This is a genomic window from Pseudomonas sp. D1-1 (assembly GCF_051132225.1).
Lineage (GTDB): Bacteria > Pseudomonadota > Gammaproteobacteria > Pseudomonadales > Pseudomonadaceae > Aquipseudomonas.
Genome location: NZ_CP071676.1, coordinates 234,077 through 246,632 on the forward strand (window position 1 = coordinate 234,077; position 12,556 = coordinate 246,632).

At 61.5% G+C, this 12,556-nt stretch carries 12 protein-coding genes; 11 read left to right on the top strand and 1 reads right to left on the bottom strand.

Annotated elements, in window-relative coordinates:
- Positions 1-275: 275 nt before the first annotated feature.
- The 11 genes from J3P86_RS00950 (at position 276) to J3P86_RS01000 (ending at position 11,155) form a co-directional block, all read left to right on the top strand.
- Positions 276-764: a cell division protein gene (locus J3P86_RS00950; RefSeq protein ID WP_434699245.1), complete on the top strand. Its 489-nt coding sequence runs from the start codon at positions 276-278 to the stop codon at positions 762-764.
- The gene (locus J3P86_RS00955; protein WP_434699246.1) at positions 757-2,199 is read left to right on the top strand and encodes a TIGR01777 family oxidoreductase; all 1,443 of its coding nucleotides are present in this window, start codon (positions 757-759) and stop codon (positions 2,197-2,199) included. The genes J3P86_RS00950 and J3P86_RS00955 overlap by 8 nt, the downstream gene beginning before the upstream one ends.
- 9 nt (positions 2,200-2,208) lie before the next feature.
- Positions 2,209-4,644 (top strand): alpha/beta hydrolase, encoded by a 2,436-nt coding sequence (locus tag J3P86_RS00960; RefSeq protein ID WP_434699247.1) that lies wholly within the window; start codon positions 2,209-2,211, stop codon positions 4,642-4,644.
- Positions 4,645-4,700: 56 nt separating this feature from the next.
- The gene (locus J3P86_RS00965) at positions 4,701-4,946 is read left to right on the top strand and encodes a DUF2789 domain-containing protein (protein WP_434699248.1); all 246 of its coding nucleotides are present in this window, start codon (positions 4,701-4,703) and stop codon (positions 4,944-4,946) included.
- Positions 4,947-5,170: 224 nt separating this feature from the next.
- The gene (locus J3P86_RS00970; RefSeq protein ID WP_434570425.1) at positions 5,171-5,752 is read left to right on the top strand and encodes an alpha/beta hydrolase; all 582 of its coding nucleotides are present in this window, start codon (positions 5,171-5,173) and stop codon (positions 5,750-5,752) included.
- A gap of 47 nt (positions 5,753-5,799) precedes the next feature.
- The gene (locus J3P86_RS00975) at positions 5,800-6,735 is read left to right on the top strand and encodes a sigma 54-interacting transcriptional regulator (RefSeq protein WP_434626605.1); all 936 of its coding nucleotides are present in this window, start codon (positions 5,800-5,802) and stop codon (positions 6,733-6,735) included.
- Positions 6,736-7,010: 275 nt separating this feature from the next.
- On the top strand, positions 7,011-7,793 hold the full coding sequence (locus J3P86_RS00980; RefSeq protein WP_434626604.1) for a MetQ/NlpA family ABC transporter substrate-binding protein: 783 nt from the start codon (positions 7,011-7,013) through the stop codon (positions 7,791-7,793).
- Positions 7,794-8,192: 399 nt separating this feature from the next.
- Positions 8,193-8,858, top strand: coding sequence for an amino acid ABC transporter permease (locus J3P86_RS00985; protein WP_434699249.1), 666 nt, complete (start codon positions 8,193-8,195; stop codon positions 8,856-8,858).
- Positions 8,839-9,498, top strand: coding sequence for an amino acid ABC transporter permease (locus tag J3P86_RS00990; protein ID WP_434626601.1), 660 nt, complete (start codon positions 8,839-8,841; stop codon positions 9,496-9,498). Before J3P86_RS00985 ends, J3P86_RS00990 begins: the two co-directional genes overlap by 20 nt.
- Entirely contained in the window at positions 9,495-10,277 is a 783-nt protein-coding gene (locus J3P86_RS00995) for an amino acid ABC transporter ATP-binding protein (protein ID WP_434626600.1), read from the top strand. Before J3P86_RS00990 ends, J3P86_RS00995 begins: the two co-directional genes overlap by 4 nt.
- A complete protein-coding gene (locus J3P86_RS01000) occupies positions 10,274-11,155 on the top strand; it encodes a transporter substrate-binding domain-containing protein (RefSeq protein WP_434626599.1) in 882 nt (293 codons plus the stop codon). The genes J3P86_RS00995 and J3P86_RS01000 overlap by 4 nt, the downstream gene beginning before the upstream one ends.
- Before the next feature lie 144 nt (positions 11,156-11,299).
- Here J3P86_RS01000 and J3P86_RS01005 read toward each other — a convergent pair whose 3' ends face one another.
- Positions 11,300-12,460 (bottom strand): AAA family ATPase, encoded by a 1,161-nt coding sequence (locus tag J3P86_RS01005; protein ID WP_434699250.1) that lies wholly within the window; start codon positions 12,458-12,460, stop codon positions 11,300-11,302.
- Between the last annotated feature and the right edge of the window lie 96 nt (positions 12,461-12,556).

The window sequence follows — 12,556 nt, forward strand, 5'->3', positions numbered from 1 at the left end:
CCTTCGCGAGCAGGCTCGCTCCCACATTGGACCTGTGCTGGCTGAAATATCCGCGACAACGTCAACCACCCTGTGGGAGCGAGCCTGCTCGCGAAGGCGGTCTTCAATCCACCACAGGCCTTTCAACCTGACGCTTGAATTCCAGCCGATCCATCTCCCCGCCAACTGACTCCAGGCAGTGGATTTTATTTATCGCTGCCCGGCTTGTTAGCCAAGTAAAGCCCCTTCCTTTTCCATTAGACTTGCCGCCTCCAAGCAAGCCTTCAGGACACGGAATGCCAGTCCCTCCCAGCCCCCTTCGCAAAGCCCTGGTCGTTTGGCTGTACGCTGCGGCCCTGATGCATCTGCTCGCCGGTCTTACGCTGACCTGGGCCGGTCACTCCGGCTTGCTCGATGATTACCTGAACACCATCGAGCAGGCGTTCTGGGGGGCGGACATCGTGCCGGTTACCGTCCGCACGCAACAAGTCTGGTGGCTGGCGCTGTTCGGCGCCACGTTGCAAAGCTATGCGTTGTACATGCTCGCCCTGGTCCATCTCGGCGATCGCCTGAAAACTGCCATGCCCTGGGGCTGGCTGATCGTCGGCATTCTGCTCTGGGCGCCTCAGGACATGCTGGTTTCCGCCCAGGCGCGGGTCTGGTCGCACCTGTGGTTCGACAGCTTTGCATTACTTGTTTTACTGCCGCCGCTGTTCTGGCTTTATCGCCATGACCGCCGCCCCGCCCTGACCGACAACACATCGAGTGAGTCGAACCATGCCTGATTTTTCGTCGCTGGACTGGGCCATTGCCCTGCTGATTGCCCAGGCCATCCTCGGTGCGCTGGATACCCTGTATCACCATGAACTCACCGTTGCCTTGCCCTATCGCCACAGTGCGCGGCTGGAACTCTCCATCCACTCCCTGCGCTCGTGTTTCTACGGGATCCTGTTCCTGGGTATCGCGCATCTGGCCTTCGAAGGGACATGGGCGATCGTCATCGCGCTGCTGTTCGCCCTGGAGATCGGCCTGACGCTGTGGGATTTCGTGGTCGAGGACCGTAGCCGCAAACTGCCGCCCATCGAGCGCATCATGCACACCGTGCTGGCGGTCAACGGTGGGGCCTTCTTCGCGCTGTATGGCGTGCAACTGGCGCAGTGGGCGAGCCTGCCGACCGGCCTGAGCACGATCGACCTGGGCTGGCGCGGCTGGCTGCTGACGTTGTTTGCCATCGGCGTCACCGCCTCGGGCATTCGCGACGGCTTGGCCGCCTTGCGCATGCAGCGCCAGGGCAAGCCGGGCAACCCGTTTGCCGGTGGTGCCTACAAGCGCGTGCTGGTCACGGGAGGCACCGGGTTTATCGGCGAGACCCTGGTCAATCAGTTGCTCGATGCCGGGCACACGGTCACCGTGTTGGCCCGCGATCCATTGAGGGCGGCCTATCTGTTTGACGGCCGCGCCCGCTGCGTGCGTTCGCTGGGCAAGCTGGGCCATGACGAAACCTTCGATGTACTGATCAACCTGGCGGGCGCGCCGGTGGCCGGGCCGCGCTGGAGCCCGAGGCGCCAGGCGCAACTCATCGCCAGCCGGGTCGATACCACCGAAGCCTTGATGACATGGTTGAAGAACGCCCGGCACAAACCGGCGTTGTGGATTCAAGCGTCGGCCATCGGTTTTTATGGCGTGCGCGACGCCAGCGAAAGCCTCGATGAAAGCGCCAGCCAGGGCGATGGTTTCATGGCCGAACTCTGTTCGCGTTGGGAAGCCTCTGCGCGGCCCGCAACCGAGTTGGGCGTGCGACAGGTGGTGATGCGCCTGGGCGTGGTGTTCGGTCCGGGCGGTGCGTTGCTGCCGTTGCTGATTCCGTTTCGCTTGGGGTTCGGTGGGCGGATGGGCGATGGTCGGCAAATCATGAGTTGGGTGCACCGCGACGATGTGATCCAGGTGATCGCCCGTGCCTTCGAGGACGAAAGCCTGAGCGGCACCTACAACCTGGTAGCGCCGGAAACGGTCAGTCAGGCGCTGTTCGCCGAACGTGTCGGCAAGGCGCTCAAACGCCCTGTGTGGTTCCACATCCCGGCCGCGCCGGTGCGCGCCCTGGCTGGCGAGATGGCCCAGCTGTTTTTTGACGGCCAGCGCGTGGTGCCCGATCGTCTCGTTCAGGCCGGTTATACGTTCCGTTACCCCACACTTGACGCTGCCCTGCGCGACCTGGCCTGAGGACTGTCCATGAGCAAGCCGAGGATGTACCTGCTGGCCGGCAACGGTAGCGCTGCCGATTGGTGGGACGACGCGTTGCCGCACTTCAAACGCTACGACGTGGTGCCGCTGGAGCTGCCCGGTTTCGGCGACAACCCTCAGGCTCCTTGTGAAGACCTGGCGGCCTACGCACAGGCGTTGCTCGCGGCAACGGTAAAGGGCAGCGCGATCATGGCGGTCGGGGTGAACGCCTTGCTGGTGCTGCACGCCTTGCAACGCCGGCCCGGACACTTTTGCCGCAGCGTTTTGCTGGCGCCGGTGGGTGCGTTCTTGTGGCAGCGACGATTGCCGGCGCTGATGTCGCCGCTGCCGATTCGCAAGACCATCCACTGGCTGCTGGCGAACAAGCCAAGGCTGTTCGCCCACAAGTTCTCCCGCCAGCAATGGACGCCCGCGCAGTACCAGCGCATGGGCGCCGGCTATGCCCGCTGCCGGGCCTTTGTGCCGCATTGGGATCTGGTGCGCGCCGACACCGCGTTGCCGTTGCTGGAGTGGATCAGCGACCCGGTCGAACTGGTATGGGGCGATCAGGACAAGATGCTCGGCATCGCCCAGGCAGCGGCATGGTCAGCCATTCTCGCCCGCGCCGACTTGACCATCAGCTTGAAGCCCGGTTGGGGCCACTACCCGTGGATCGACTCACCAGCTGAATTCGCCGCCTGGCTGGAGTCCGGCGAGCGCGGGTTCGTCGCGCACACCAAAGGCGGCCGCTTGCGCCTGGCGGAGCTGGCCGGGCAGCCGGTGCCAGCGGCACTGTCACTCAACGATTGTCATGATCCACGCTTGCCAGGATTTTTGAGCAGCCAGCCGGATGCTGCCTGGGCCGTGCGTTCCTCCAGTTACGGGGAGGATCAGGCCGATGCGGCCAATGCGGGCTTGAGCACCACCTACTTGCGCGAGCCGACACACAATGTGCCGACACGCATTGCCGAGCTGAGCGCGGCGGGTGTCGAGGAAGTGGTGGTGCAGCGTTTCATCACGCCACGACTGTCCGGGATCGCCTTTGTGCGTCACCTTTCGGTTGAGCTGGAATGGGTCGAAGGCCATCTGGAGCCGTTGGCCGATGGCAAGGTGAGCCCTGAGCGAGCGATCATTTCCCGTCTCGGCGAGTCTTGGAACAGCGGCACATTCACGCCGGCCCATGGCCTGACCGCCGAAGCGCTGTGGCAGTTTCTCCAAGGCGTGCTGCGGGTCTTCCACTACGTGCCCGGCGATGTTGAATGGGCCTGGGACGGCACGCAACTCTGGTTGCTGCAATACCGGCCGATCAGCGACTACGGCTGGCGCCGTCACCTGACCGCCGCCAACATCGCCGAGATCCTGCCGCCACAACCCAGCGTTCTGGTGGAGTACGCCCAGCGTCGCGCGGCGGCAAGCATTCCGGCGATCATGGCGCGTTGGGATTCACGGATTTTGCAGGACAACGAGCCTTTCACCGCGGTGTTTGGCGGCGCCTCGTATATCAACAACGACCTGTTTCTCGCCCGGCTGGCCGACTGGGGCGTCAGCGCCAGCAGCTATGCCGGCGAGGTCGGTGGGGCAACGCCGCACTTGCCTTGGCGGCCGCTGCGCCTGCTGCGGTCGCTGCCGTTGTTTTTGCGCATGCAGCGTATCGCTCGCGGGCATCTGCTTACCTTGGAAAACGGTTTGCGCCGTTTCGACCGAGAGCTGCACGAACTGACCGGACAAGGCGCTGGCGGCCAGCAACTGGCCGACTGGTTTACTCGCTTCTACGTGTTCGTGGTGCAGGGCAACCTGTGCATCGCCAGCGCCTTGGCCAGCAGTGGCGGCGACTGGCTGGGACGACCGCCGACCGCCTATGACAATCTCGAACACAGCCCTCATCGCTTGCCTTGGGAAACCGATCCGGCAACGCCACGTCCGGCGCCAACGGAGCTGGCATTGCAACCCTTCCCGCAATGGCCGTTGGCGATTCGCCTGGCCCATGGCGCCGGCCTGCCAGGGCTGCGCGGTTACTATCTGCAGGTGCGCGAATGGTATCGCGACAACCTGATGCGGATCTTTTTCCGCCTGCACCACGCCATGCCGAGCGCCGACCGCGAGCATTGGTTCGCGCCGCACCGGGACATCCGCAGCCGCGACGGCAGCTTCTGGCAGGACGGCCGCGAAGGCACAGAGCAGGCGAGCGGATTCCTGATCTACCCGGGCCAGGCCCAGGGCATCCTCGGCGAGGACATCCTGCTGGAAGACACCCTGGACCCAGGCCGCCATGCTCACTATCAAGGCGCCCGCGCCGTGATCGCACGCATGGGCGGCCGCCTGTCCCATGGCTCGACGTTGTTGCGTGAACTGCGCAAACCTTCGGCGGTACTGCCTCAAGTAGACGTGGGATGGTTGGGGCGTGAGGTGGTGTATTGCGATGGGGAGTTGAGGCTGGTGGAGTAGGAGGGTCTAGACTGAGGAACATCAGCCAGCCATCCGTTCATGCTCAGGAGTCCCGCATGGAATCCCCAGTCCATACGCTGCCCGCGTTATTCAAACAACTCGGTCTGCCCGACGACGCCGTCAGCATCGATCAGTTCATCGCCAGCCACTCGCCGCTCAAGCCCGAGCTGCACCTGTCCGATGCGTTCTTCTGGAGCGAGGGCCAGCGACAGTTGCTGCGCGTCGAAATCCTTGAAGATGCCGACTGGGCGTTGGTGGTAGATCAACTCGACGTGCTGTTGCGCAAGGGACGGAGCGAGTGACTCGCGGTAAAAAAAACTGTGGCGAACTGTGGGAGCGAGCCTGCTCGCGAAAGCGGCAGTCTGCCGCATCTATGTTGATTGATGGTCCTATTCGCGAGCAGGCTCGCTCCCACTGAGATAATCGTTTTATTCGATTTTAGTATTACCAAATAGCTTCTTATTCCTTAAATAATATAACTCTCCTCCTTATACTCGTCCGGGAACAGACACGCAGGAGAGCACCCATGCGCAACGAATCGATTCGCTACCTGATTGTGCCGGGCTGGCAAGGATCGCCGGAAAATCATTGGCAAACCCACTGGCAGAACAGTCTGCCCAACAGTGCCCGGGTCGAGCAGGCTGACTGGCTGACGCCACGGCGTGAAGATTGGGTCGCCGCGCTGGCCGAAGCCATCGCCAGCGACAGCACGCCAGTGATCCTGATCGCCCATAGCCTGGGTTGCATCACCGTGGCCCATTGGGCCGCCACCGCGCCGGTGCCATTCCTGCGGCAGGTGCGTGGCGCGTTGCTGGTGGCGCCGGCGGATGTCGAGCGGCCCGCTTGTGCCCCGGCGCTACGCAACTTCGCGCCGATTCCCACGGACCTGTTGCCGTTTCCCAGCCAAGTGGTCAGTTCCGACAACGACGCGGCGGTCAGTGCCGCGCGCGCCATGGAGCTGGCGCGGAGTTGGGGGGCCGAGGCCGGGATCCTGGCCGGGGCGGGGCACATCAATGTGAAGTCCGGCCACCAGCGCTGGGAGCAGGGTTTCGCTTATCTCTATCGTTTGCAAAACCGCATGGAGCATCACGCCCTGCGTCGCGCCTGAATTTTAATGCCCTCCGTCTCGCCGGCGGTTTGGGGCGGGAGCCTGCCATGAGCCTGCATGAAACCTTCGGTCAGCCCTTGCTGACCTTTCCCGACTCGGAAAAAAGCCCCCTGAGCATCCGTGCCAAGGCACTGGTGTTCGTCGACCCGCGTTCGCGGCAGTTGCGCCAGGAATTGGAACAACTGGCGCCACGGGCGATTTCGGTGCTGATTCGCGGCGAAACCGGCACCGGCAAGGAGCTGCTGGCCCGGCATATCCATCGCGAGAGCAATCGCGGTGGGCTGTTTGTTTCGGTCAATTGCGGCGCTATCAGCCCGACCTACGCCGACGCCGAATTGTTCGGTTATTCCGCCGGCAGTTATAGCGGTTCGGCCAGCAGTCGGGCCGGGTGGTTCGGCTCGGCCAACGGCGGCACGCTCTACCTGGATGAGATCGGAGACCTGCCGCTGCCGATCCAGATCAAGTTGCTGGCGGCGCTGGAAAACCATGAGGTCACGCGTGTCGGCGCCCAACAACCGAGCCCGGTGGACGTGCGCCTGGTGGCGGCCACCAGCATTGATCTGGCGCAAGCGGTGGACGCCGGAAAATTTCATGACCGGCTTTATCACTATCTGAGCGAGGGGCAGCTCGAGTTACCCGCCTTGCGCGAAAGGGTGGGCGATATCCTTTCCCTGGCCGAATACTTCCTGGGCATCTACAGCCAGCGCCTTGGCCTGGCCGTGCCGCTGATCAGTGCAGCGGCGCAACGGGAGCTTGAACGCCACAGCTGGCCGGGCAACACCCGCGAGTTGGAGAACGTTATTCATTTTGCATTGCTGGTGAGTGCCGGCGATGAGATTTTGCCGGAGCATTTGAATTTGCCGTCCCAGCTTTCAGCCCTGGAACTGGTCGAACGGCAGGTGGAGCAGGTTATTGCACAGGGCTCGCAAGCTGAGCGCACCGCCCTCAAGGCGCTGCTCGATCGACTGGTCCAAACGCTATAGATCAGGATATCCATTTGTGGCGAGGGAGCTTGCTCCCGCTGGGCCGCGTAGCGGACCCCGATTTTTGCGATTGCTGCGCAACCGAGCGGGAGCAAGCTCCCTCGCCACAGAGCGGTTTCTTATATGAGTAAAATGAATATGAACTTGAATAAAAGATATTGTTAAGGCATAAAAAATATCGGTATCTTCCGCATCACGCCAGCGATAGCACTTCGCTGGCACGCCCACATTTGGCCGTCGTCCATGACGACAGTGATATTCGATAAGGACACTGCATGAAAAAGGTTCTGTTGTTCACCGCATTGGCGGCAGCCCTGACCTCGGGCCTGGCCCAGGCGGCGGAAAAGCTGGTCGTGGCTGCCACACCGGTACCCCACGCTGAAATCCTCGAGCTGATCAAGCCGGCCCTGGCCCAAGAAGGCGTGGACCTGGAAATCAAGGTGTTCACCGACTACGTCCAACCCAACGTACAGGTTGACCAGAAGCGCCTTGACGCCAACTACTTCCAGACCCTGCCTTACCTCAAGAGCTTCAACGAAGGCAAAGGCACAAACCTGGTGACGGTGATCGGCGTCCACGTCGAACCGTTTGGCGGCTACTCGAAAAAAGTAAAAAGCCTGGCTGAGCTGAAAGACGGCGCGACCATCGCCATCCCTAACGAAGGCAGTAACAGCGGTCGTGCCCTGATCCTGTTGCAGAAAGCTGGCCTGATCAAACTCAAGGACCCGAAAAACGCCTTGGCAACGCCGAAAGACATCGCCGAGAACCCGAAGAACTTCAAGTTCAAGGAACTGGAATCGGCCATGCTGCCGCGTGTGCTGGATCAGGTCGACCTGGACATGATCAACACCAACTACGCCCTGGAAGCAGGTCTAAACCCGGCCAAGGATGCCTTGGTGATCGAGGGTTCGGATTCGCCTTACGTAAACTTCCTCGTGGCCCGTCCGGACAACAAGGACAGCCCGGCCATCCAGAAACTGGCCAAGGCGCTGACCAGCCCGGAAGTGAAGGCGTTCATCGAGAAGAAATACAGCGGCGCGGTGCTGCCGGCGTTCTGATCGGCGCGGTAGACCTTAACGCAGTTACAAACGCCGACGGCTGATACAGCGTCGGCGTTTTTTGTGCTCAACATATCGTGTAGCGGCACGGCTTACCCGTGGCGAGGGAGCTTGCTCCCGCTCGGCTGCGCAGCAGTCGCAAAAGCGGCTGATGCGGTCTACCTCAAGAACAGAGGGGCCTGCTTCGCAGGCCAGCGGGAGCAAGCTCCCTCGCCACAAGATCAAAGGCGGTTTCACACCGCCCGATCGACAAGGGATAGTTTTTCGGGTGATATCCATATGCTTTAACGGTATTTAAATTTCAATTCTTATACCTTTAAAGTCAGCGCTTGCCGAGCAGCTACCCGCTGCCCAAGGACCGCGCTACCGCCGCTTATCGAGCGGCGTCCAGGATGTTCAATGAACTTCGATTACGCTTTTATCCTCAGCACCCTCCCGGCGTTTCTCAAGGCCGTGGGCGTGACGCTGCAGGTGGGCCTTGTCGCCATCGTTACCTCGCTGCTGGTGGCGCTGTTGAACGCGACGATTCTGGTGTCGCGCACGCCTTACCTGCAACGCCTGGTCGGCCTGTATGTGGAGTTGGCGCGCAATACGCCGCTGCTGATCCAGTTGTTCTTCGTCTATTTCGCGTTGCCGGCGCTGGGTATCAAGATTTCGGGGTTTGCCGCAGCGATCATCACCATGACGTTCCTGGGCGGTGCCTACCTCACGGAAGTGCTGCGTGCGGGCGTGGACGCGGTGCCGCAGGCGCAATTGGAATCCGGTCGTTCCATTGGTCTGTCCCACGGGCAATTGCTGCGCTACGTGATTCTGCCGCAGGCCGGGATTCTCAGCCTGCCGTCGCTGTTCGCCAACTTCATTTTCCTGCTGAAGGAGACCACCGTGGTCTCGGCCGTGGCGGTGCCGGAGATTCTCTACACCACCAAAAGCTACATCGCGCTCTACTACAAGACTTACGAAATGCTCGCCGTGCTGACGTTGATCTGCGTGCTGTTGTTCTTGCCGCTGTCGCTGTTGCTCAGCCGTCTGGAAAGGAGGCTCCAGCATGGCCAGTTCGGGTCTTGAGTTGTTGTGGGTGTCGTTGCCGCAACTGGGCAAAGGCGCCGTGCAGACCTTGTCGATTTCTTTCCTGGGCATCGCCTTCAGCACCGTCGGCGGCTTGCTTTACGGCGTGTTGCGTACGCTGGGCGTGAAGTGGCTGGACGCTGTTCTGCGGATCTACCTGGAGCTGTTCCGGGCGATCCCGGTGCTGGTCTGGTTGTACCTGCTGTTTTTCGGGCTGCCGATTTTTTTCGGCCTGAGTATTCCGAGCTTCTGGTGCGCGGTCCTGGTGTTGTCGCTGTGGGGTTCAAGCGAGGTCGGCGAGGTGGTGCGCGGCGCGCTGCATTCATTGCCGCGCGGCCAGCGTGAGGCGGGATTGTCGATTGGCCTGAACGGCGCGCAACTCTACGGTTACGTGCTGTTGCCGCAAGCCCTGAGGCGCATGACGCCGCCGACCATCAACGTCTACACGCGCATCATCAAGACCAGTTCCCTGGCGGTGCTGATCGGCGTGGTGGACGTGATCAAGGTCGGCCAGCAGATCATCGAGCGGACCTACGAATCGGTGCTGATCTACGGCGCATTGTTCCTGTTTTTCTTTTTCATCTGCTACCCGCTCTCGGCCGCCTCCCGCGTGCTGGAGCGGCGCTGGACGCAAGCATGAGCGCATTGATCGAGTTCAAGGGTTTCAACAAGTTTTTCGGCGAACAGCAAGTACTGGACGGCATCGACCTGCAAGTGCAGGCCGGGGAAGTGATCGTCATTCTCGGCCCCAGCGGTTGCGGCAAAAGTACCCTGTTGCGGTGTCTCAACGGGCTGGAAGTGGCCCACAGCGGCAGCCTTGAATTGTCTGGTCGTGAGTTGCTGGACAAGGGCACCGATTGGCGCGAGATACGGCAACGGATCGGCATGGTGTTCCAGAGCTACCATCTGTTCCCGCACATGAGCGTGCTCGATAACCTGCTGCTCGGCCCTGTCAAAGTGCAAAAGCGTGACCGCGGTGAAGCGCGCGCCCAGGCCGAAGCCTTGTTGGCCCGTGTGGGCCTGTTGGACAAACGCGATGCTTTCCCACGCCAGCTCTCCGGCGGTCAGCAACAACGCATCGCCATCGTTCGCTCGCTGTGCATGAACCCTGAGGTCATGCTGTTCGATGAAGTTACCGCCGCCCTCGACCCGGAAATGGTCAAGGAAGTGCTGGAAGTCATCCAGGGCCTGGCCCGCGAAGGCATGACGCTATTGATCGTCACCCACGAAATGGCCTTCGCCCGCGCCGTGGCTGACCGCATCGTGTTCATGGATGCCGGGCGGATCCTTGAACAGAACCCTCCCGAGATTTTCTTTACGAACCCGCAAACCGCACGAGCGCAGCAGTTCCTGGAGAAGTTCTCCTACGTCGCCGCACTACCCCAATCGACTCTAACAAAGGAACTGCAACTGTCATGAAAACTGCCAAGTCGTCTCTGCTGCTATTGCCGCTGCTCGCTGGCCTCTTGCTCGCCGGCTGCAACAAAACCGAAGAGCCACCCAAGCCCAATGCCGCCAGCCAAGGCACCGCACCGGCCAGCTATCTGGAAAAGATCAAGGCGCGGGACAAGCTGATCGTCGGGGTCTTCACCGATAAGCCGCCGTTTGGCTTCGTCGATGAGGCGGGGCGTTATGTCGGCTTCGATACGGACATCGGCCGTCGATTTGCCAAGGACTTGCTCGGCGATGAGAACAAGGTCGAATTCGTTGCAGTCGAGCCGGCGAGCCGTATTCCGTTCCTGCAGAGTGACAAAGTCGACCTGATCCTGGCCAACATGACCGTGACCCCGGAGCGCAAGGAAGCGGTGGATTTCACCAATCCGAACCTGAAAGTGGCGGTGCAGGCGCTGGTGCCGCAAGCCAGCGAAGTGAAAACTCTAGATGACCTGGCGACCCGCACCACCATCGTCACCACCGGCACCACGGCGGATATCTGGCTGACCAGTAATCACCCGGACTGGAAGCTGCTCAAGTTCGAGAAAAACTCCGAATCCTTGCAGGCACTTGCCAACGGTCGAGGCGATGCGTATGCCCAGGACAATCTGGTGCTGTTCAGCTGGGCCAAGCAAAACCCCGGCTATCGCGTGCTGGAGCAGAAACTGGGTGCCGAAGCACCGATTGCCCCTGCGGTGAAGAAGGGCAATATCGAGCTGCGCGACTGGGTCAATGCGGAACTGGCGAAGCTGGGTGAAGAGAAATATTTGCTCAAGCTGTACGACCAGTACGTGCGCAAGGAACTGAGCGATGACACCAAACCTGAAAGCGTGATTGTCGAGGGTGGCAAGTGGCAGGGGTGAGCCGCTGATTCTTGGGTAAATCTTCCGATCGCCATCGCGAGCAAGCTCGCTCCCACAATGGATCTTCAGTGAACACAGTTCTGTGGCCATACGGAAATCCTGTGGGAGCGAGCCTGCTCGCGAAAGCGGTTTGTCAGTCACTACTTATTCAGGCCAATGCCACGCCGGCTCATCCAGCATCCGCTGTCCGACGATTGCGGTCTGTCCCAAGTCTTTTTCCAGCACGATGCAATTGCAGTTTTCATCCTGCTCCAGCGCGGCGATCAGGCGTGTGGCATGGGACACGACCCAGACCTGGCAGTTGGCCGAAGCGCGGATGATCAAGCGTGCCAAGGCCGGCAACAGATCCGGGTGCAGGCTGGTTTCCGGTTCGTTGAGCACCATCAGCGAGGGCGGGCGCGGCGTGAGCAGGGCGGCTACCAGCAGCAGGTAGCGCAGGGTTCCATCGGACAGCTCGGCGGCCGACAACGGTCGCAGCAGGCCGTGTTGCTGGAAGGCGATGGCGAAACGCCCGCCCTGCAGTTTGTCGATGTGCAGTTGAGCGCCAGGAAACGCATCGCCAATGGCGGCGTGCAGGGCTTCGAAGTCGCCTATCTCCAGAATCGTTTGCAGCGCTGCAGCCAGGTCGCGTCCGTCGTGGTGCAACACCGGGGTGCGAGTGCCCAGTTGCGGCTGGCGCACCGGGGCGTCGGCATCGCTGCGAAAGTGGTCGTAGAAGCGCCAGCGACGGATGAACTCGCGCATCTGCAAGACCTCCGGCGAAGCGCGCAGGCTGCCGACCTGATCGAACAGGCTATCGAAGGTCGGGGTGTGTTGGGCCAATACGTCCCACGAACGGCTTTCACGGGCGCGGATCATTGGCCCGTTGCGGTCCACCAGCAAGCTGGCAGGCCTGTACACCGGTCCGGCCCAGATGCATTCGCGCTTGATTTCAGGGTCCAATGAAAACGCCGAACGACTGGGTTCCGGCAGGCCCAGGGCGATCGAATAGCTGAAATTTTCCCCGGCAAATCCGAGGCGCAGGCGCATGCTGCCCTGACGCACGATGCCCTGCACAGGTACCTCGCCGTTACGCATGCGACGGCTTATTTCTTCCGGGCCGGCCCAGAAGGTCGAGCCCAGCCCACCTTCACGGGCCAGAGCATTGACCACGCCACCCTGCGCCGTCTCCGCCAGCAGGCGCAGGGCGCGATACAGATTCGATTTGCCACTGCCGTTGGGCCCGGTGATCAGGTTCAGCCTGCCCAGCGGGATGACCAGTTTGTTGATGGACCGGTAGTTGGCCACCGCCAGGGTCGTGAGCATGCGAATTCCCTTCGTACATGGATGTCACAGACGAGTCTGCCCGATTCCTGTGCATTCGGTGAACCCTGTTCTAAGCTCACAGTCGTATCGTCACTG